Annotated in this window: 17 protein-coding genes; 12 read left to right on the forward strand and 5 right to left on the reverse strand. The window is 72.6% G+C overall.

The window, feature by feature from the left end; all coding sequences use genetic code 11:
- Positions 1–775: 775 nt before the first annotated feature.
- The gene (locus CHF16_RS30520) at positions 776–1,168 is read right to left on the reverse strand and encodes a hypothetical protein (RefSeq protein WP_089329618.1); all 393 of its coding nucleotides are present in this window, start codon (positions 1,166–1,168) and stop codon (positions 776–778) included.
- Between the two features lie 146 nt (positions 1,169–1,314).
- On the opposite strand from CHF16_RS30520, the gene CHF16_RS30525 reads away from it, so the two are divergent.
- The 3 genes from CHF16_RS30525 (at position 1,315) to CHF16_RS30535 (ending at position 3,816) form a co-directional block, all read left to right on the forward strand.
- Entirely contained in the window at positions 1,315–2,550 is a 1,236-nt protein-coding gene (locus CHF16_RS30525) for a sensor histidine kinase (RefSeq protein ID WP_089329619.1), read from the forward strand.
- Positions 2,535–3,197 (forward strand): response regulator transcription factor, encoded by a 663-nt coding sequence (locus CHF16_RS30530; protein WP_089329620.1) that lies wholly within the window; start codon positions 2,535–2,537, stop codon positions 3,195–3,197. The genes CHF16_RS30525 and CHF16_RS30530 overlap by 16 nt, the downstream gene beginning before the upstream one ends.
- A gap of 91 nt (positions 3,198–3,288) precedes the next feature.
- Positions 3,289–3,816 (forward strand): DedA family protein, encoded by a 528-nt coding sequence (locus CHF16_RS30535; RefSeq protein WP_218826917.1) that lies wholly within the window; start codon positions 3,289–3,291, stop codon positions 3,814–3,816.
- Between the two features lie 111 nt (positions 3,817–3,927).
- Here the strand turns inward: CHF16_RS30535 and CHF16_RS30540 are convergent, their stop codons facing one another.
- Complete coding sequence (locus CHF16_RS30540; protein WP_089329621.1) at positions 3,928–5,457, reverse strand: PucR family transcriptional regulator; 1,530 nt, start codon at positions 5,455–5,457, stop codon at positions 3,928–3,930.
- A 158-nt stretch (positions 5,458–5,615) separates the two neighbouring features.
- On the opposite strand from CHF16_RS30540, the gene CHF16_RS30545 reads away from it, so the two are divergent.
- From CHF16_RS30545 to CHF16_RS30555, 3 genes are read left to right on the forward strand one after another with little or no spacing between them, the layout of a single operon-like run.
- Positions 5,616–6,869 (forward strand): NAD(P)/FAD-dependent oxidoreductase, encoded by a 1,254-nt coding sequence (locus CHF16_RS30545; protein ID WP_089329622.1) that lies wholly within the window; start codon positions 5,616–5,618, stop codon positions 6,867–6,869.
- 52 nt (positions 6,870–6,921) lie between these two features.
- Positions 6,922–7,926, forward strand: coding sequence for a DUF2637 domain-containing protein (locus CHF16_RS30550; protein WP_179271767.1), 1,005 nt, complete (start codon positions 6,922–6,924; stop codon positions 7,924–7,926).
- 57 nt (positions 7,927–7,983) lie between these two features.
- Entirely contained in the window at positions 7,984–8,592 is a 609-nt protein-coding gene (locus tag CHF16_RS30555) for a hemerythrin domain-containing protein (protein ID WP_245869553.1), read from the forward strand.
- A gap of 111 nt (positions 8,593–8,703) precedes the next feature.
- Here the strand turns inward: CHF16_RS30555 and lpdA are convergent, their stop codons facing one another.
- Positions 8,704–10,107 (reverse strand): dihydrolipoyl dehydrogenase, encoded by a 1,404-nt coding sequence (gene lpdA, locus CHF16_RS30560; RefSeq protein ID WP_089329624.1) that lies wholly within the window; start codon positions 10,105–10,107, stop codon positions 8,704–8,706.
- 293 nt (positions 10,108–10,400) lie between these two features.
- On the opposite strand from lpdA, the gene CHF16_RS30565 reads away from it, so the two are divergent.
- Complete coding sequence (locus CHF16_RS30565) at positions 10,401–11,054, forward strand: hypothetical protein (protein ID WP_089329625.1); 654 nt, start codon at positions 10,401–10,403, stop codon at positions 11,052–11,054.
- Positions 11,055–11,164: 110 nt separating this feature from the next.
- Positions 11,165–12,562 carry an MFS transporter gene (locus CHF16_RS30570; RefSeq protein WP_245869554.1) on the forward strand — a complete coding sequence of 466 codons (1,398 nt, stop codon included), beginning with the start codon at positions 11,165–11,167 and terminating at the stop codon, positions 12,560–12,562.
- Between the two features lie 358 nt (positions 12,563–12,920).
- Here the strand turns inward: CHF16_RS30570 and CHF16_RS41025 are convergent, their stop codons facing one another.
- Complete coding sequence (locus CHF16_RS41025; protein ID WP_218826918.1) at positions 12,921–13,802, reverse strand: hypothetical protein; 882 nt, start codon at positions 13,800–13,802, stop codon at positions 12,921–12,923.
- Positions 13,803–13,983: 181 nt separating this feature from the next.
- On the opposite strand from CHF16_RS41025, the gene CHF16_RS30580 reads away from it, so the two are divergent.
- From CHF16_RS30580 to CHF16_RS30595, 4 genes are read left to right on the forward strand one after another with little or no spacing between them, the layout of a single operon-like run.
- Positions 13,984–15,429: a family 2B encapsulin nanocompartment shell protein gene (locus CHF16_RS30580; protein WP_089329626.1), complete on the forward strand. Its 1,446-nt coding sequence runs from the start codon at positions 13,984–13,986 to the stop codon at positions 15,427–15,429.
- Positions 15,426–16,940 carry a family 2B encapsulin nanocompartment shell protein gene (locus tag CHF16_RS30585; protein WP_245869557.1) on the forward strand — a complete coding sequence of 505 codons (1,515 nt, stop codon included), beginning with the start codon at positions 15,426–15,428 and terminating at the stop codon, positions 16,938–16,940. Before CHF16_RS30580 ends, CHF16_RS30585 begins: the two co-directional genes overlap by 4 nt.
- Positions 16,941–16,957: 17 nt before the next feature.
- Positions 16,958–18,052: a family 2 encapsulin nanocompartment cargo protein polyprenyl transferase gene (locus CHF16_RS30590; protein ID WP_245869559.1), complete on the forward strand. Its 1,095-nt coding sequence runs from the start codon at positions 16,958–16,960 to the stop codon at positions 18,050–18,052.
- Positions 18,053–18,071: 19 nt separating this feature from the next.
- Positions 18,072–19,730 (forward strand): serine/threonine protein kinase, encoded by a 1,659-nt coding sequence (locus tag CHF16_RS30595; RefSeq protein WP_089329627.1) that lies wholly within the window; start codon positions 18,072–18,074, stop codon positions 19,728–19,730.
- Between the two features lie 49 nt (positions 19,731–19,779).
- Here the strand turns inward: CHF16_RS30595 and CHF16_RS30600 are convergent, their stop codons facing one another.
- Positions 19,780–20,937, reverse strand: coding sequence for an ABC transporter substrate-binding protein (locus CHF16_RS30600; protein ID WP_218826919.1), 1,158 nt, complete (start codon positions 20,935–20,937; stop codon positions 19,780–19,782).
- Between the last annotated feature and the right edge of the window lie 77 nt (positions 20,938–21,014).

The following is a 21,014-nucleotide window of genomic DNA, read 5'->3' on the forward strand; positions in this document are numbered from 1 at the left end:
GAGGCTTCAATCGCTTTCACGAACTCCACATGGACCTGCGACGCCTGTGGATATGTGGATAACACCCTGACGGTCAGGCTAATTTAACGGCATTGTTCCATGGTGGACGCGGCATCAGGATCACCCGCAATCAAACTCATGCATCTATCATATCTGGCCGGACGCTGTGTTGCGCTTTCGAGGCGAAATTCGACCATGATTCTTTCTGGATTCAGTGATCGCCATCGACTGTTCTCGCACATGCCTTATTTCGGGCATTTAGCTCCTCTGTCCTGTGGGCTGCGGATCGCCGGTTGTGCATTCCCCTATGGGTTGATCGAGCGAAGGGAAGTCGGAGCAGGCGGTGTGGACAACGCCCAGCTGCTCGCAAGTCAGGCTCTCCTAGGCGGCGAATGCGCGATCGCCCAGCTCGAGAACACTCGAGAACTGGCGAATCCTCCGCAACCCTGCGGCGGCCCCAGCCGGCCCGGCGGATTCGTCCAAGGCCATCGCCGTCCAACAGGACTACGAAGCCACCCCCTGACGATATGCAGCCCCAGATCCCCGCCCACCGCTCCGCCGACAGCCGCCGCCCCGGCAACTGATCCGACTTTCTCGAATGGCCCGCGCCACTCCGGCGTCAGATCGCTTGCCTCAGAGAGCGCGGCGACGAGCCGGGCCGACAACTCCACCGCATCGGCCACGGCAGTGCTCCCTTCTCGAAGGCGTCGCTCCTCATCGAAGTCGAGTAGTGACGGCACGGACAAGGCGGCGATGGGGACACGTGCGGGGCGGGTCAGTGCTCGCTGGAGAAGGCGGCGCGGGTTGCCGGGCGGTGGAGGGTCAGGGCGGTGTGCAGGACGGGCAGCATGCAGGCGGTCTGCATCGCCGCGTACCAGGGTGGGCAGACGCCGGGGATCAGATCCACGCCGATGATGGCCATCGGCGTGACCACCGCGATGGTGCGGAGGCGGTCGAAGGCGCGGTGCGAGCCGGACGACGCGGAGACGGCCATCCGGTAGACGGGCACGGCGACCACCGGCAGCAGCACCGCCCGGACCCACATGAACGTGTTCACCGTGTGGCCCGTGCTCGCCGCCACGATGACCGCTGCAAGGGCAACGATGCTGAGGGCGCCGTAGACCTTGATGCCTTTTCCGAAGGCCGGGATGCGCGTGTTCGTTTCCATGCTCGGTGACGCTACGAAGCGCCTGGTCCGGACGGTATCTGGCTAGACGCACGGGTGGGTGGGGCTAGACCCACTCCTTGGGGGTCGGACGCATCGCACTGCTCTTTTCGGTGCACGCTGGAACCGTCCAAAGAGAGGGGTGAGTCATGCGGCAACCGGGTGCCTGGGCATCGCGCGTCGGCGTGGGGTTCGTCCGGGCCTGCCTGGCGGCGGGCGTCACCATGCTGGTTCCCGCCGTGTGGGCCCTGGCCGCGGCGTGGGCGATCTGGTGGGGACCCGCCAACCCGTGGTCGTGGCTGGGGCCGATCGTGCTGGTGTGCGTCGGCACGCTCGGGCTGGCCCGGCCCGTCTGCCGCATGGTGCGCTTCCTTGTCGCGCGGTGGACGGGCACCGTGATCCCGGACGGCTACCGCGAGGCCGGGCCGGTGGTGCGGATGTCCACCGGGTACTGGTGGAACGGCTTCTCCTACGAGCGCACCCGCCGCGACGCCCTCATGGACCAGAAGTGGCGGATCCGGTGGCGCGACCCCGCCAACTGGCGTGACCTGCGGTTCGTCGCGATCGCGCCGTTCGCGGCGGGTCTGCCGGCGTGCGTTCCGCTGGCCGGGGTGGGCGCGGCGGCCGTGTTCTGGCCCGCCGGGGTCGCCGGCCTGGTCGTGGCCGTCGCCGCCGCCCCCTACGCCTGGCGACCCCTCCTGCCCGCGGCCGTCCGGTACCTGGGGCCGTCGCGGGCGATGGCGCTGGCCGACCGCGTCGAGGAGCTGGCGGGCCAGCGCGCGGACGTGACGATCTCCCAGGCCGCCGAGCTCCGCCGGATCGAGCGGGACCTGCACGACGGCGCCCAGGCCCGGCTCGTCTCGCTCGGGCTGTCGCTGGCCACCGCGGAAAAGCTCATGGAGACCGACCCGGCGCGGGCCAAGGCGCTGATGCGGGAGGCGCGCGGTGGCGCGGCGGCGTCGCTGGCCGAGCTCCGCGAGCTGGTCAGGGGGATCAACCCGCCGGTGCTGAACGAGCGGGGCCTCGTGGACGCCGTCCGCGCGCTGGCCCTGGACACTCCACTGGACGTGACCGTCAGCGCCGCCGCCGGGCTGCGCCTGGAGCCGCCGATCGAGTCCGCCGTCTACTTCGGCGTCGCCGAGCTGCTCGCCAACGCGGTCAAGCACGCCAGGGCGAGCGCCGTGCAGATCACTCTCGGACGGGACGAGACGGGAGTCGTCGTCCAGGTCGAGGACGACGGCGCGGGCGGGGCCGGGGCCGTCTCCGGCGGCGGGCTGGACGGCCTGCGCCGCCGCATGGCCGTCTTCGACGGCACGCTGGACATCGCCAGCCCCGCCGGCGGCCCGACCCGTGTGCGGATGGCGGTGCCATGCGAATCCTCGTAGCCGAAGACCTCTACCTGCTGCGCGACGGCATGATCCGGCTGATCGAGGCGTACGGGCACGAGGTGGTGGCGACGGCGGCCACCGGGCCCGAGACGCTGGAGGCGCTGCTCGCCCAGCGTCCCGACGTGTCGGTCATCGACGTCCGCATGCCGCCGAAGCAGTCGGACGAGGGCCTGCGCGCCGCGCTCGCCGCGCGGGCCGAGGTGCCGGGGCTGCCGGTGCTGATCCTGTCGCAGCACGTCGAGCAGCTCTACGCCCGGGAACTGCTCGCCGACGGCTCCGGCGGCGTCGGCTACCTGCTGAAGGAGAGCGTGTTCGACGGCGACCAGTTCATCGACGCCCTGGAACGCGTCGCGGGCGGCGGCACCGCGATGGACCCGGCCGTGATCGCCCGGCTGCTGTCCGGCACGTCCCCGAGCCGGGGCCTGGAGCGGCTCACCGAGCGCGAGCACGCGGTACTGGCCCTCATGGCCGAGGGACTGTCCAACCAGGCCATCGGCCGCCGTCTCTTCCTCAGCGACAGCGCCATCGGCAAGTACACGACGTCCATGTTCGGCAAGCTCGGCATCGGCGACGACGATGACACCAACCGCCGCGTCCGCGCCGTCCTCGCCTATCTGAACCAGGCCCATCTGAACGACCAGTAGCCGCCTGGTGAGCGCCGGATTGGCGCGTGTGTGCAGGGTACGTGTGCGCGGGGTAGAGGAGCACCAGGCTTCGGGTTGGGGGCGCGGAGTGGTGTTCGACTCGGTCACGTCCTGGTTGGGGAACCTGTCCGGGCCGGTCGTGTACGGGGTCGTCGGCGGCCTGGTGTTCTGCGAGGACGCCCTGTTCTTCGGTTTCGTGCTGCCCGGCGAGACGGCCGTCGTCCTCGGCGGGGTCCTCGCGGGCCAGGGCCGCGTCTCGATCGTCTGGCTGTGCGCGACCGTCGTCGTCGCGGCGATCGTCGGGGACTTCGTCGGCTACATGATCGGCCGCCGGGCCGGTCCGGCGATCCTGGGCTCCCGCCCGCTCCGTCGGCACCGCGACCGCGTCGACAAGGCCCGGGACCTGATCCGGCGCCGGGGCGGCGTCGCGGTGTTCCTCGGGCGGTTCATCGCGTTCTTCCGCGCGATCATGCCCGCGCTGGCCGGGCTGTCGCACATGCCCCGCCACGTCTTCCTGCTGTTCAATGCCGCGGGCGGCCTGGTCTGGGGCGTGGGCTTCGCGCTGCTCGGCTACTTCGCGGGGAACGCCTACGGCCGCATCGAGCATGAGGCCGGGTAGGCCGTCGCGATCGCGGTCGCCGCCGCGGTCGTCGTCGCCGTCGTCGTCTGGCGGGTGCGCCGCAGGCGGGCGCAGCGCGACGCCGGACGAGACTCCGACCCGGACCGCTGACTACGGGCGTGTGCCGAGAGCGGCCAAGTCGAGAGCGGCCAATTGGAGGCGCAAGGCCAGGCGGGTCTGCGACGACGACAGGTCCAGCGGCGTCACCTCGGCCATGCGCCGCAGCCGGTAGCGGAGCGTGTTCGGGTGGACGGACAGGGCCTCGGCCGTCCCCTTCGGGTCGCCGTAGTGGTCCAGCCAGGCGGCGAGGGTCGCGAGGAAGGCGGTCCCGTGCTCCTCGTCGTGGGCGCGGAGGGCGGGGAGAGGGCCGCCCAGCAGGCCCGCTTCGACGCGGGTCGCCCTGCGGGCGCGTTCGACGACGACGGCGTCCCAGGCGTCCTCCAGGACGAGCAGGCCGGGTGCGAGGCGGCCGGACGCGATGAGGGCGTCGAGTTCGGCGGCCTCGGCGCGGGAGCGGGGAAGGTCGGCGGGGGAGCGGGCCGGGCCGCCCGCCGCCGCGTACAGGGTGCGGTCGTGGGCGCGGACCTCGCCGAGGACGGTCCGCAGCCACGGCGTCGACCCGGCCTCGCCCCGCGTCCCGGACGAATCCGTGAGCAGGGCGAACAGCGCGCCGTCCAGGTCGGTGAGGAGCGGGCGGTGCCAGCCGAAGCGGTGGGTGATCGCCTCCCAGAGGTCGAGGCGGCGGCGGAGGTCGTCGCCGCCGCCGAGGATCACCGCCCGGTACGGCAGGTCCGCCGGGACGGGCGTGCCGTCGCGCAGGGCCGTGCGGAGCTGGTCGGCGGAGACGCGGCGCGCGACGCCCGCCTCCGCGCGCAGGCGCAGGAGGTGCAGGGCGACGACGGACGCCAGGTCGGTGAGCCGCCGCACGCGGTCCCGCGGGACGGGCGTCCGCGCCACCACCCAGATCGAGCCGAGCCACTCGCCCCCGGCGCGCACCGGGATGACGAGGCGGGGCAGCATGTCGTCCGGCCCGGCGGGGACGAGGATCGGGTCCGCCGAGCGGGCCAGCCTCCGGAACACCCCGCAGGCGCGCAGATGTGCGATGACCTGCGGCGGGACGCGGCGCCCGACGATCGTGGAGACGCGCGCCGGGTCGGTGGTGTCCTGGCGGCCGGAGTAGGCGAGGACGCGGGAGCGGGCGTCCTCCAGGGTGACGGGCGCGTCGGCGATCTCGGCGGCGGTGTCGGCGAGCGCGAACAGGTCGTCGTGCGTGCCGGACGGCTGCGGCGCGTAGGCGCGGTCGATGGCGCCGCGCACCAGCCAGATGACGTGCGTCCAGGACGTGTCGGGCTGGAGTTCGATCAGCGCGGGCTTCAGCCCGGCGGCGGCCTCGGCGACCTCCGGCGCGACGGGCGCGCGCAGCACCACGCCCTCCGCCCCGGCGGCGTCGGCCCGCCGGAGGAGCGCCACCGCCTCGGCCGGGCCGGTCACGCCGACGGCGAGGACGATCTCGCCGGGCTGCCCGGCCGGTTCGCCCGGCTCGGCCAGCACCACGTCGTGGACCTGCCCGCCGCGCCCCGGTGTCACCACCCGGAGCAGCCCCAGCGAGTCGACGAGATCGGCCACGTCGAGCTGCACCATGCGTCCATTGTGCCGTTCGCACGATGAGCCCCGCCCGGATTGGCCGATCGCGACAGAGACGACGGCCGTGGCGCGACGCACCATCGAAGTGTCACGCATATCAACACGTGTCACGCATACGCGTGTGGCACGCATCAGCAGCGAGGAGAGGAGTCGCCATGGCTCTCGACGCAGCGCCGCGCCGAGTCGCCGTCGTGGGCGCCGGCATGGTCGGGCTGTCCACCGCCTGGTTCCTGCAGGAGCACGGTGCCGATGTCACCGTCTTCGACCGCCGGGACGTCGCCGCGGGCGCGTCCTGGGGCAACGCCGGGTGGCTCACCCCCGGCCTGGCGACGCCGCTGCCGGAGCCGGCCGTCCTCTCCTACGGTATCCGGGCGGTGCTCAGCCCGTCCTCGCCGGTCTACGTCCCGCCGAGCGCGAACCCGAGCCTGCTGCGCTTCCTCGCCGGGTTCGCCCGCAACAGCACCGCCGCCCGGTGGCGCCGCGCCATGGAGTCGCTCGTGCCGATCAACGGCCGCGCGCTGCCGAGCTTCGACGCGCTGCTGGACGGCGGCGTCCGGGCCGAGACGAACGAGGCCGGGTCCTTCCTCGCCGCGTACCGGACGGCCGCCGAGCGGCGCGTCCTGCTGGAGGAGATCGAGCACATCCGCGCCGCCGGGCAGGAACTGGAGTACGAGGCCCTCACCGGCGACCAGGCCCGCGCCCTGGAGCCCGCCCTGTCGGACGAGATCGGCGCCGCGATCGTGCTGCGCGGCCAGCGGTTCATCAACCCGGGCGCGTTCGTGCACGCGCTCGCCGACTCCGTCCGCGACCGGGGCGGCAAGATCCGCACCGGCGCGGCCGTTACCGAGATCGGCCACCAGCGGGGGAGCGTCTCCGTCCGCACCACGGGCAGCGACTTCGAGCGGTTCGACACGGTGGTGCTCGCGAGCGGCGTGTGGCTCGGCGACCTCGCCCGGCAGTTCGGCGTGCGGTCCCTCGTCCAGGCGGGCCGCGGCTACAGCTTCAGCGTGCCGATGGACCGCGTCCCGGACGGCCCCGTCTACTTCCCGGCCCAGCGGGTCGCCTGCACCCCGCTCGGCGACCGGCTCCGCGTCGCCGGGATGATGGAGTTCCGCCGCCCCGAGGCCCCGCTCGACCCGCGCCGGATCAAGGCGATCGTCGAGGCGGCCCGGCCGCTGCTGCGCGGCGCCGACCTCGGCGACCGGCGGGACGAGTGGGTCGGCTCCCGGCCCTGCACCCGCGACGGGCTCCCGCTGATCGGCGCGACCCGCTCGCCGCGCGTCTTCGCCGCCGGCGGCCACGGCATGTGGGGTATCACACTCGGCCCGGCGACCGGGCGGCTGCTCGCCGAGCAGATCGTCACTGGTCGGCGGCCGGTGGAGCTCGACCCGTTCGACCCCCTCCGCTGACGACTGGGGGATATTGCCGGTTTCGTCCGGGATGGCGCGCTACCGTCTCGGGGTGATCTCGACACCCCGTGACGGGAGGGACGCGATGGACCGGACGACGATGCCGCTGACCCGGGCCCAGCGCGTGCTGGCCGGGGTCGGCGGCGTCTTCTTCGCGGGCCTCGCCGGGCTGGGCGGGTACGGCTCGTTCGCGTCCGTCCGGGACGTGGCCGAGCCGTGGTTCGGGGACGAGGCGTGGATCGTCCCGGCCGGGGTCGACCTCGGCATCCTCGCCCTCGTCGCCGTGGCGCTGCTCCTGGAGTGGCTGGCCATGCCCATGCCGGCCCTGCGCTGGATGGCGTTCGCGTTCACCGCCGCCACCGTCTGGCTCAACGTCTCCGCCGCCCACGGCGACGTCACCGGCATGGTCATGCACGCCGCCATGCCCGTGCTGTTCATCACGTTCATCGAGGCCGTCCGGCACGCCATCCGCCGCCGCGCCGGGATCGCCGCGGGCATCGTCCGCGAAGGCATCCCCGTCGCCCGCTGGCTGCTCGCGCCGTTCTCCACGTTCCGCCTGTGGCGCCGCATGATCCTGTGGCAGATCACGTCCTACCCGGACGCCCTCCAGGCCGAGCAGCGCCGCCGCCACGCCCTCGCCCTCCTGGACGCCCACTACGGCCGCAAGTGGAAGGCGAAGGCCCCCGCGGACGTCGTCTGGATGCTCAAGGACGGCGTCATGCTCGACCAGGCCCTCGACCGCGTCACCGCGCTGACGGCCCCGCCCGAGCCGGAGCCCGCACCCGCACCCGCGCCGGAACCCGCGCCCGAGCCCCGGACCCAGCACGAGCCCGAGCCCGCGTCCGCGTCCGGCCCGGCGCCGAAGCCGAAGCAGCCGAGGCAGCGGAGGGCGAGCGTCCCGCGCAGCGTCGCGACCGACAACGAGGCCCGCGCCCTCGCCATCCTCGACGCCGAGCCCGGCATCTCCGGCGCCGAACTCGGCCGCCGCCTCAACATCAGCTCCCGCCAGGGCCAGCGCCTCCTGAGCCGCCTCTCCAGCCCCGCCCCCACGTCCTGAGAGGGGTCACGTTCCTCTCCCAAGATTCGTCTATGGAGAAACGAAAGGGGAGAGAACGTGCCCACCTACGACTGGACCGCCATGTACGTCATGCACGACGCGCTGCGGAGGGAACTGGAGCAACTCGCCAAGGTCGCCGCCCGCCCGGACGGCGAAGCCCGCCGCATCCTCGCGGAAGGGCAGGGCTGGGACCTGTTCAAGACGGCCCTGCACGTCCACCACACCGCCGAGGACGAGGCGCTGTGGCCGCCCATGCGCGAGGCCCTCGCCGACCGCCCGGACGGGCTCGCCCTCATGGACGCGATGGAGGCCGAGCACGCCGCCATCGACCCCGCCATCGAGGCGATCGACGCCGGAACCGAACCCCTCGGCCCCCTCGCCGAGCGTCTGGCGACCGCCCTCACCGCCCACCTGAAGCACGAGGAGGAGGACGCGCTCCCGCTGATCGACGAGGTCTTGGCGCCCGAGCACTTCGCGAACTTCGGCCAGGTGCACGCCGCGAAACTCGGCCCGAACGGCCCCCGCGTCATCCCGTGGATGCTGGACGGCGCCGACCCGGAACGCGCCGCGAAGATGCTGGCCTTCCTCCCGGAGCAGGCCCGCACCGCCTACGAGACCGCGTGGCGCCCCGCCTACGCGTCCCTCGACCTCTGGACCGTCACCTGACCCCAGGGCCGGGAACGCACCCGCGTCCGGCCGGGCCCGCGGCCGCCGCCCCGCCCTCTCGGGGGCGGGGCGTGTTCGCCTCGTAGGGGGAGGCGAACACGCCGGGCGGGGTCAGAGGTTGATCATGTGGCCGGCCAGGCCGTGGACGGCCTCCTTCATGGCCTCGCCCAGGGTCGGGTGGGCGTGGACGTTGCGGGCGACCTCGTTGACCGTGAGGTCCCACTGCTGGGCCAGGGTCAGCTCGGGGAGCAGCTCGGTGACCTCGGGGCCGATCATGTGGGCGCCGAGGATCTCGCCGTACTTGGCGTCGCTGATCACCTTGACGAAGCCCTCGCCCTCGCCCATGCCGAGCGCCTTGCCGTTGGCGCTGTAGGGGAACTTCGCCGTCTTCACGTCGAAGCCCTGCTCCTTGGCCTGGGCCTCGGTGTAGCCGAAGCTCGCGATCTGCGGCTGGCAGTAGGTGGCGCGGGGGATCATGATGTACTCGAGTTCCATCGTCTCGGCGTCCGCGATGGTCTCGGCCGCGACGATGCCCATGGCCTCGGCGGCGTGCGCGAGCATCAGCTTCGCGGTGACGTCGCCGATCGCGTAGATGTGCGGGACGGACGTGCGGCAGCGGCCGTCGATGTCGATCGCGCCGCGGTCGGTCAGCGCCACGCCGGTCTTCTCCAGGCCGTAGCCCTCCACGTTCGGCTGGAAGCCGATCGCCTGCAGGACCTTGTCGGTCTCGATGACCTGCTGGGCGCCGTCCTTGCCGGTGACGGTCACCTTGACCTTGTCGCCGGAGTCGTCGATCGCGTCCACCCGGGTGGAGGTCAGGACGTCCACGCCGAGCTTGCGGTAGCGCTTGGCGAGCTCCTTGGAGACGTCGGCGTCCTCGTTCGGGGCGATCCGGTCGAGGAACTCGACGATCGTGACCTTCACCCCGTAGTTGTGCAGCACGTAGGCGAACTCGACGCCGATCGCGCCCGCGCCGGCGATGACGATGCTCTCCGGCAGCTCGGAGCTGAGGATCTGCTCCTCGTAGGTGACGACCCGCTCCGACAGGGACGTGCCCGGCAGCAGCTTGGTGTGCGCGCCCGCCGCGATGATGCAGTTGTCGAACGTCACCGTCTCCGACGAGCCGTCCGCGCGGGCGACCTGCAGGGTGTTCGGGTCGGTGAACGTGCCCCGCCCGTCATAGGACGTGATCTTGTTCTTCTTCATCAGGAACTGGACGCCCTTGACGAGCTTGTCCGACACCTGCCGGCTGCGCTGGAACGCGGCGCCGTAGTCGAAGGACACGCTGCCCTCGACGGTGATGCCGAAGGTCTCCCGCTCCTTGGTGAAGATGTGCGCCAGCTCCGCGTTGCGCAGCAGCGCCTTCGACGGGATGCAGCCGACGTTGAGGCACACCCCGCCCCAGTACCTCTCCTCGATGATCGCCGTCTTCAGCCCGAGCTGAGCCGACCGGATCGCGGCGACATATCCACCCGGGCCCGCGCCGAGGACCACGACGTCAAAGTGTTCGCTCATGTCAAAGGACGATATTCGGCGCGACCAGGTGTTCGCATCCCGGCCGCGAGCCGCCCGCCGCCGCAGCGGCCCGTGTCACGTACAGTTGATGTTTCGGACGGCCTCGCCGCGGTCAGCATGAGTCGGAGGCGCGTCCGGAGCAGCAGGGCGGCGCGCCGGTGGTGCGGGTGCGCGCCCCGGACCGTCCCGGCCGCGTAGCCCGGCGGTGCATCCGAACGAAGCGGCGGCGCGGTGCCGGGGGAACCGCCGCGCCCCGGCCGCCGCCACCCCGAGCCGAGTGGAGGAGTCGCCGAGTGAGGATCCCCAAGCGCGTCAACGCCGTCCTCGACTGGATGGAGGAGCACTTCGTCGCGCTTGCCGTGGTCGTCGCGCTGGTCGCCGTCGCGCTGGTGGCCACGCTCGCGCCGCCGGCGGTCGGCTTCCCCGCCGCCGGGTTCATCCTCGGCGCGGCGGTGGGCGGGTTCCTCGTGCACGTCCGGCTGAGCCGCCGCATCGCGCGGGCCCGCTCCGACGTCGACAACCTCCTGCGGGAGAACGGCATGCTCCGGCACCGCAACAACGTCCTCGCCAGCGGTGTGATCAGCCGGGAGGCGGTGGAGACGCAGGCGCTCGTGTCCATCCCGGAGGACGACCTCCTGGAGGAGGAGCTGCTGACGGGCGAGCCCGTCGCGGACCCGAACCGCACCGCGGACCCGAACCGCACCGCGGACCCAAACCGCACCGCCACCCTCGACGAACTCCTCGACGGCGACCCCACCCGCACCGACGAGCTCCCCGGCGGGGCCGTGGACGAGCAGCCCACCACCGCCCTGCCGGCGCTCCCCGACGACGAGGGCGGGCATGAGATCGACGGGGACGAGATCGACGGGGACGAGATCGACGAGGACGAGGACACCCGTCCGGCGCGGGCGTCCCGGGGCGCCGCGAACCGGTCCGGGAGGGCGTGAGCCGGCCCGGGAGGGCGTGAGCCGCACCGTCCGCCGAGCCGCCTGCCTCCGCTGAGCAGCGCCGCCGTGACCCGGCGTTAGCTTCGCCGATCTTCGGGCAGAGGTAGCGCGTGAACGACGACCCTGACGGCACCGGCGCGGCGGGCGGGCCGGCCGACCCCGGTGCGAGCCTGCCGGAGGACCGGGGCGGCGTCGGCGCCGTTCACAAGGCCGTGATCGCGTCCGCGATGGGGAACTGCATCGAGTGGTTCGACTTCGGCGTGTTCAGCGCCGGGGTGATGACCGCGATCATCGGCACGAAGTTCTTCCCGGAGGAGGCGGCGGGCAGCGCGTCGCTGCGCTCGTTCGCGCTGATCGCCGCGGCGTTCCTCGCCCGCCCGTTCGGCGGGCTGTTCTTCGGCCCGCTGGGCGACCGGCTCGGCCGCAAGCGGGTGCTGGCCACCACGATCATCCTGATGTCCGGCTCGACGTTCGTGATCGGGATCCTGCCCGACTACAACACGATCGGGATCATCGCGCCGCTGGCGCTGCTCGCCGTCCGCCTGGTCCAGGGCTTCTCGACCGGCGGGGAGTACGGCGGCGCGGCCACGATGATCGCCGAGTACGCGCCGACGCACCGGCGCGGGTTCTTCGGCAGCTTCCTGGAGTTCGGCACGCTGACCGGCTATATCCTCGGCGCCGGCCTCGTGTTCATCATGGACCTGGCGCTCAGCGAGGGCGCCATGGACAGCTGGGGCTGGCGCATCCCGTTCCTGGTGGCGCTGCCGCTCGGCGTCGTCGGCCTCTACGTCCGCACGAGGATCGAGGACACCCCGACGTTCCAGGCCATGGAGCAGGAGGGCAAGAAGGCCCAGTCGCCGCTGAAGGAGACCCTGGAGCACTACTGGCGCGTCATCGTGATGCTGATCGGCATCGTGTTCCTGCTGAACGTCGCGGACTACACGCTGCTGACGTTCATGCCGTCCTACCTCGTCGACTTCCTCGACATGAACGACGACACGGCGCAGCTCATCACGATCGGCGTGGAGTTCGCCATGATGGCCGTGATCCTTCCGCTCGGCCACCTGTCGGATCTCATCGGCCGCAAGCCGCTGCTGAAGGCGTCGGCGATCGGCTACCTCTTCCTGTCGTGGCCGGCGTTCGCGCTCATGCAGAGCATGAACATGCTCGGCGTCGCGGCCGGGTACGCGATCGTCGGCGGGCTGCTGGTGCTGATGCTGGCGGTGATCGGCGCGACGTTCCCGGCGATGTTCCCCACGAAGGTGCGGTACGGGGCGTTCGCGATCGGCTACAACATCTCGACGTCGCTGTTCGGCGGGACGGCGGCCGTGCTGGTGGGGTCGCTGATCGACGTCACGGGCTCCAACTACATCCCGGCGTACTACCTGATGATCGCCGCGGCGGTGGCGCTGGTGCCGATCTTCAAGATCCCGGAGACGGCGGGGGTGCCGATCGAGAAGGCCGGGAACGAGCGCGCCCCGGAACCGGCGGGTTCCGGGGCGGCGTGACACGGTGCGCCGGCACGGTGCGCTGAGACGGGTGCCGCGCGGGTGCGCGGCGGCCGCTCAGCGGGCGCGGCGGAAGCGCCGGTGGGCCCAGCCCGCCAGCGAACCCGCGATCACCAGTGCGGTGCCCGTCTCAATGGCCAGTGCTGTCCAGACTGCGGTCACTGGGAGCCTCCCCTCCGGTTCGCCGGGCCCGTCCTGATCCGGGCCCGCTGTTCCTCCCGTACAACACCAGGATGCGGTAGGTCTTTCCTTGCCGAAGCCCGCGAAGGCGGTGATGTCCCTCACGTGGCACCGCGCTGACCTGCGGCGAAACCTCACTTGCGAGTAAAAAGCGCTGGTCGTCCGTGCGCGCCGGCGCTCACTCGGGGTGGGCCTTGTCCCAGGCGTTCTCGAACTCGGCGGCGGTGATCCGATACTGGAGGTACTGCGGGTCGTAGAGGTCGAGGGGCGGGTTGATCGGCCAGTCCTCCGCGCTGGACCGGACGGGGTGCTCGCCGGGCCGGATCTCCACCTGCCGCGTCCAGCGCCCGTCCGGGCCGAACTCGGTCAGCCACATGACGCGCTCGTCGTCCTCGTCCCGCATCCGCAGGTGGACGCGGTCGTGCCCGACCAGTTCGCCGTAGCCGGGCTTGTCGCGGTAGGACGAGCGCTGGTCGCGCAGGTGCGCGAGCGCCGAATCCGGCGGCAGGCGGTCGAGGACGACCTCCTCCAGATCGCCCCAAGAGCGCGCGCGCCGGATGATGTCTGGGTCGTCCATCACCTCGACCTCGGCGCAGGCGTCGACGATCTCCTCCGCGGAGTCCGCCCACACCCACCACCACAGCCCGCCCATGCCGTAGTCGTGCTGGACGAGGAAGCGCGACTTGCCGAGCAGATGGGCGTGTACGGCGTCGATGACGGTCCAGCCGTCGATCTCGACGCTCGACCAGAAGTCCTCACCGCGTCCCACGGCGATGTCGAGCAGCGCGCGGACGACCCTGGGCCGGTGCAGGTTGAGGACGACGTCGTCCTCGGCGCGGTACACGCTGCCGCTGTGCGTGTAGGGGCCGCCGTCCGGGACGATCCGCCCCGGCCCTTCGCGGAAGACGACCGTGACCCGCCCCGGGCGCCCCTCCCGGCGCAGGAGCAAGGTCTCGCGGCAGTCGAGGAGGCGCCGCCCGTCCCGCGTGTGCTGGTGCCCGACCCGCCAGCGGTAGGCGTCCGGCCCGACGAGGAGCCTGCGGTAACGGCGTCGTCCCATGTCACCCGCTTGCGTGGAAGGTCTGCTTTGCCGTGGCACACCCTAGCCAGCGGGCGCCCGCGGCCGGATCCGGGCAGTGGCGCGCGAGTGCGAGTTCTATGGCGATCTGGCAATCCGATGGCTCATTGCGACGTGACAATTACGTTCAGTAGCGTCACCGTTGGCCGGAAGACGGCCGCTCATGACGGACCTTCGACGAATCGGTGGTGTGGACGTGACCGAACAGCAGCAACAGCAGTTGAGCCTCGGTACCGCGGCGGCGCGCAATCTGGCGACCACGACCAAGTCCGTCCCGCAGATGCAGGGCATCACCTCCCGGTGGCTGCTGAAACTGCTCCCCTGGGTCCAGGCGGCCGGCGGCGCCTACCGCGTCAACCGGCGCCTCACCTACACCCTCGGCGACGGCCGGGTCACCTTCGTGACCACCGGCGCCGACGTCCGGGTCATCCCCCGCGAGCTGGGCGAGCTGCCCCCGCTGCGCGGCTACGACGACGACCTGACGCTGGACGCCATCGCCGGCCGGTTCACCCAGCAGGAGTACGAGCCCGGCGACGTCATCGTGGAGCGCGGCCGGCCGGTCGACCGGGTCATCCTGGTGGCGCACGGCAAGCTGAGCAGGATCGGTGCGGGCGAGTACGGGGCCGACGCGGTCCTCGGCACCCTCGCCGACGGCGACTTCTTCGGCGAGCAGGCCCTGCTCGCGCCCGAGGAGGGCGAGGAGCGGCCGACATGGGAGCACACGGTCAAGGCCGTGACCGCGTGCACCGTCCTCAGCATGAACGACGCCGACTTCCAGGAGACGCTCGGGCAGTCCGCGTCCCTCCAGGCCCATCTGGCCGAGTACCGGACGAGCCCCGACCGGCCGAGCAACGCGCACGGCGAGGCGGCGATCGAGGTGGCGTCCGGGCACGAGGGCGAGCCGGTCCTGCCCGGGACGTTCGTCGACTACGAGGCGTCCCCGCGCGAGTACGAGCTGAGCGTCGCGCAGACCGTGCTGCGCGTCCACACCCGCGTGGCCGACCTCTACAACCAGCCGATGGACCAGGTCGAGCAGCAGCTCCGGCTGACCATCGAGGCGCTGCGCGAGCGCCAGGAGCACGAGCTCATCAACAACCGCGACTTCGGCCTCCTGCACAACGCCGACCTGTCCCAGCGCATCCACACCCGGTCCGGCCCGCCCACCCCGGACGACATGGACGACCTGCTCACCCTCGTCTGGAAGGAACCCGCGTTCTTCCTCGCGCACCCGAAGGCGATCGCCGCGTTCGGCCGCGAGTGCAGCGCGCGCGGCGTCTACCCCGGCAGCGTCGACGTCGGCGGCCACAAGGTCCCCGGCTGGCGCGGCGTGCCGATCTTCCCGTGCAACAAGATCCCGGTGAGCAGGACCAAGACCAGCTCGATCCTGCTGATGCGGACCGGTGAGGCCGCGCAGGGCGTCATCGGGCTCCACCAGGTGGGGCTGCCCGACGAGTACCAGCCGGGGCTGTCCGTCCGGTTCATGGGCATCGACGAGAAGGCGCTCATCAACTACCTGGTCAGCGCGTACTACTCGGCGGCCGTCCTGGTTCCGGACGCGCTCGGCATGCTGGAGTCCGTCGAGATCGCGCACGGCGGTGCCGACGCGTGACGGAACCCACCACGGGCCAGACCGCGGAGAACGGCCCGGCCGGTCCGGCCGGGCCCACCGGGCGGCCGCGGCTCGCCCTCGGCACCGGTGCCGCCCGCAACCTCGCCACGACGACCAAGTCCGTCCCGCAGATGCAGGGCATCACCCCGCGGTGGCTGCTGCGGCTGCTGCCCTGGGTGCAGGTGGACGCGGGCACCTACCGGGTGAACCGGCGCCTCACCTACCAGGTCGGCGACGGCATCGTCAGCTTCGTCAACGACGGCGCCGACGTCCGCGTGGTGCCGCCGGAGCTGGCCGAGCTGCCGCCGCTGCGCGGCCTGGCCGACCCGGCGGTGGTGGAGGGCCCGGCGGTGCTGGAGGGGCTCGCCGCGCGGTTCGAGCAGCGCGAGTACGCGCCCGGCGAGACGATCGCGGCGGCGGGCCGACCGGTCGACGGCGTCCACCTGATCGCGCACGGCAAGGTCGAGGAGACCGGTCCGGGCCGGTACGGCGGCGAGGCGAGGGTCCGCATCCTCGCCGGCGGCCGGTTCTTCGGCGAGGGCGCCCTGCTCGGCGCCGTCGCCGGGGAGGGCGGGGAGAGCGGGGAGAGCGGGGAGGGCGGGGAGGGCGGGGAGGGCGGGGAGGGCGTGGAGTGGCCGCACACCTTCCGCGCGCTGACCCCGTCCATCGTGCTGACACTGCCGCTCGCCGCGATCGAGGAGCTGACCGAGCGGTCCGGCGCTCTGCGCGCCCACCTGGAGGAGTACCGCGACACGCCGCCACCGCCGCAGACCCGGCACGGCGAGGCGGCGATCGAGGTCGCGTCCGGGCATGACGGCGAACCCGTCCTGCCCGCCACGTTCGCCGACTACGAGACCTCGCCGCGCGAGTACGAGCTGAGCCTCGCCCAGACGATGCTGCGCGTCCACGCCCGCGTCGCCGACATCTACAACGGGCCGATGGACCAGGTCGAGCAGCAGCTCCGCCTCACCGTCGAGGAACTGCGCGAGCGCCAGGAGCACGAACTGGTCAACAACCGCGACTTCGGGCTGCTGCACAACGCCGACCTGCGGCAGCGCCTGCAGACGAGCGGGGGCCCGCCGACCCCCGCCGACATGGACGAGCTGCTGTCGCGGCGGCGCAAGTCCCGGTTCTTCCTCGCGCACCCCAAGACGATCGCCGCGTTCGGACGCGAGTGCACCCGGCGCGGGGTGTACCCGTCCTGCGTGGAGGTCGAGGGACGCCGCGTCCAGGCGTGGCGCGGCGTCCCCATCTACCCCTGCGACAAGATCCCGATCACCCCGGCCGGGACCAGCTCGATCCTGGTGCTGCGCACCGGCGAGGACGACCAGGGCGTCATCGGGCTGCGCCGCACCGGGCTGCCCGACGAGGTGGAGCCGGGCCTGTCGGTCCGCTTCACCGGCGTTGACGACCGGGCGCTGCTGACGTACCTGGTCAGCACCTACTACTCGGCCGCCGTGCTGGTCCCGGATGCGCTCGGCGTCCTGGAGAACGTCGAGATAGCCCGCTGAACAAGGGGAGGACCGCCATGCCCGCCATGCCCGCCTGGAAGGACGACCCCGCCGTCGTCGGCTGCGACCACCGCCCGGACCCGCGCGACCGCCCGGACCCGCGCGCCCGGTCGGCGGCCGACATCCTGCGGTGGAGCCGGAGCCTGCTCGACCCCGCCCTGCGGGACGCGGTCGCGGCCATGCCGGAGACGGCCCGCCGCGTCGCCGAGTACCACTTCGGCTGGCGGGACGAGCGGGGCCGGCCCGCCGAGGGGCCGGCGGGCAAGGCGGTCCGCCCCGCGCTGGCGATGCTGGCGGCGCGGGCGGCCGGCGGGACGGCGGACGCCGCCCTGCCGGCCGCCGTCGCGGTCGAGCTGGCGCACAACTTCTCCCTGCTGCACGACGACGTCATGGACGGCGACACCACCCGCAGGCACCGCCCCACCGCCTGGACGGTCTTCGGGACGAACGCCGCGGTCCTCGCCGGGGACGCCCTGCTCGCCGCCGCCTACGAGGTGCTCGCCGCGGGCGACTCCCCGGCGGTCGCGCACGGCGTCCGCGTCCTCGCCCGGTCCGTCCTCGACCTGGTCGAGGGCCAGTTCGCCGACCTCGCCTTCGAGGACCGCACCGACGTGGCGCTCGACGAGTGCCTCGCGATGGCGAACCGCAAGACCGGCTCGCTGATGGGCGCCGCCTGCGCCCTCGGCGCCCTGTACGGCGGCGCGTCCGCCGCCGGGGCCGCGCGGATGCGCACCTTCGGCGAGCAGGTCGGGCTGGCCTTCCAGCTCGCCGACGACCTGCTCGGCATCTGGGGCGACCCCGCCGCCACCGGCAAGCCCGTCCACTCCGACCTGCGCAACCGCAAGAAGTCGCTGCCGGTCGTCGCGGCGCTGACGTCCGGTACCCCGGCCGGCGCCGAACTCGCCGCGCTGTACTTCAAGGACGGGCCGCTCACCGGTGACGACACCGCCCGCGCGGCCGAGCTCATCGAGACCAGCGGCGCCCGCGCCTGGGCCGCCGCGCACGCCGACACGCTCCTCGTCGCGGCCCGCACCGAGCTCGCGGGCGCGGCCCCCGACGCCGCCGCGGAAATTCTCACACTCGTCCGGATGACCACCCGGCGGGATCGCTGACGCGCCTACACTGCTGGGCGTGCAGCCCCTCGAACCGGACGACCCGCGCCAGATCGGTGCCTACCCGGTCACCGCGCGGATCGGTGAAGGCGGGCAGGGCGTCGTCTACTTAGGCACCGCCGAGGACGGCGCCCAGGTCGCGGTGAAACTGTTCCACGCGCACCTGAGCAGCGACCTCGGCACCCTGAGCGCGCTCGACATGTTCACCCGCGAGCTGGAGGCCGCCAAGCACGTCGCGCGGTTCTGCACCGCGCAGGTCCTCGACTCCGGCACCGCCGGGAACCGGCGCTACATCGTCAGCGAGTACGTCGACGGGCCGCCGCTCAGCCGGGTCGTCACCGAGCAGGGCCCGCGCTCCGGCAGCGCCCTCGACCGGCTGGCCGTCGCGACCGCCACGGCGCTCGTCGCCCTGCACGACGCCGGCATCATCCACCGCGACTTCAAGCCGCACAACGTGCTCATCGGCACCGACGGCGCGCGCGTCATCGACTTCGGCATCTCGCGGGCGCTGTCCGGCGCGCAGACGATGGTCAGCCGCGCCGTTGGCACCCCCGCCTACATGGCGCCCGAGCAGCTCGAACCCGGCGAGCTGACGCCCGCCGCCGACGTGTTCGCGTGGGCGTCCACGATGGCGTTCGCCGCGACCGGGCGGCCGCCGTTCGGCAACGAGTCCGTGCCGATCGTGTTCAACCGCATCGCGAACGCCGAACCCGACCTGCGCGGCGTGGAGGAGCCGCTGCGCGGCCTCCTCGTCGAGTGCTTCGCGAAGGACCCGGCGCGCCGGCCGTCCGCGCAGGACGTCCTCGACCGGCTCGTCCGCCCGGGGCGCGCACCGTCCCCGCCCCCGCCGGGCACCATGCGCCCGCCCGTCCCGGCCGCCGCGCTCCTGCCCCCGTCCGTGCCCTCGGCCGGGCCGCCCTCCCCGCCTGCCTCCCCGCCCGCGTCTTCGTCCCCGGCTGCGTCTGCGTCCCCGGCTGCGGACCAGTCACCGGCCGCAGCGCCGCCCCCGGCGGGGGAGAGCACCGTCCACACGCCGCCCGCTGCCGCCGCGCCGGGTCCTCCGGCTCCGCCCGCCGCCGGACGCGTCGACTCGGTCACGGCGCCGCACGGGGGCGGGCGGCAGGCCAAGATCGCGCTGATCGGAGGCGGAGCGGCGGTCGCCGCGGTCGTCGCCGTCGTGTTCGGCGTGGCATGGCTGTCCCGCGACGAACCGGCGAAACCGGACGCGAGCGTCGCGGTGAACGGCTCGGCCGCGCCCGCCACCACGCAGCCCGGTGCGCCGGTCGAGGCGGGCAGCGGCGCCGGGACGCGGTCGCCGAGCCCCAGCGCGAGCACGAGCGCCGGTCCGTCGCAGCCGGGGTCCGAGCGGTCGCCGTCGAAGTCGGCGGGCCCGTCGCGGGCGCCGTCGGCCACGCCGAAGCGCTCGCCGAAGCTCGTCCGGGTCGAACTCGGGCCCGGCCGGTTCACCGCGTACTGCGTGGAGCTCGGCTGGGAGTGGGTCGAGTACCGCGAGACGCCGAGCCCCGGCGCGTACTGCGTCATGCGCAAGGGCGACACCATGAAGCTGTCGGCGGCGCAGCTCGACGCCGGCTGCCAGTGGCGGTACGGCGACAGCCGGGCCCGCCACTTCTTCAAGGGCAAGTCGAACTACTGCTACGCCATGAAGCCCGCGTCCTGAGCGGCTTCCGGGCCGCGGCTCCCGGCTGCGCCTACCCTTTGATCTGCGCCTACCCCTTGATCTGCGTCCAGGCCTGGGCCCAGCGGTCGTAGGGGACGCACTTGTCGCCGCGGTCGTCGCCGCAGTCCTTGGCGGGCGTCTTCCAGAACGCCAGGCGCCGGTAGAACTCCGGGTCGCCGACGTGGTACGTCGAGCAGAAGCCCTTCTCGGTGTAGCGGCACGCCTTCGGGTTGGCGGGCGCCTCACCGAACCACTGCGCGACCTCGGCCTGCACCTTCGGCGTGGTGATCCAGTTCATCCACTTGTACATGCAGGTGGGATGCTGGGCCTTCGACGAGATCATCCAGGTGTCGGACCAGCCGGTGGCGCCCTCCTGCGGGATCGTCGTCGCCACCGGGGCCTTCTCCGCCAGCGCCAGGTTCGCGGTCACCTGCCACGCGGTGCCCGCGTAGTTGTAGCCGCTCTTGAACGACTGGAGTTCGTCCAGGTAGTTCGACCAGTACTGGTTCACGTTCGGGCGCTGCCGCTTCAGCAGGTCGACCGCCGCCTGGAACTGCTTCTCGTCCAGCGCGTAGACGTCCTTGATCTTCAGGTCGGGGCGGTGCGTCTTCAGGTAGAGGGCGGCGTCCGCGATGTAGATGGGCGAGTCGTAGGCGACGACGTGCCCGGCGGCGGGGGAGTCCTCGTCCCACACGACGCTCCACGAGGTGGGACGCTGCGGGATCTTGTCCGTCCGGTACATCAGCATGTTGGCGCCGTAGCCGTGCGGGACGCCGTACATCTGCCCGTTCACGGAGTTGTACGGCTGGTTCTTCAGGTACGCGGCGATGTCGTCGTAGTTGCTGAGCAGGCCGGTGTTGACCGGCGCGACCAGCCCTCCGTAGACGAGCCGCAGGGACGCGTCGCCGGACGCCGAGACCCCGTCGTAGCGGCCCGTCCGCATGAGGGCCACCATCGCGTCGGAGGTGTCGGCGACCTTCGTGTGCACGCGGCAGCCGGTCGCCTTCGTGAACGGCGTGACCCAGTCGACCTTGCGGTCGCTGGAGCCGTCCTCGGCGTAGCCCGTCCAGGCGACGAGGTCGAGGCGGCCCTCGGGTGTGCCGAGTGTGCGCATCATCTCGATGTCGGGCGGCGCGGCGGAGCCCGAGGCGTCGCTGCACCCGGCGCCCAGGGCGGCGGCCGTGACGAGGGCGGCCGCGGCGAGCACGGCCCGTGACCTGCGGCTTCGGACGGGTGACCGGCCGGAATCCGTCGCGTGGCGAGAACGATCCATCACGCTGAGGC

It is taken from the genome of Actinomadura meyerae (genome assembly GCF_900188445.1).
GTDB lineage: Bacteria > Actinomycetota > Actinomycetes > Streptosporangiales > Streptosporangiaceae > Spirillospora > Spirillospora meyerae.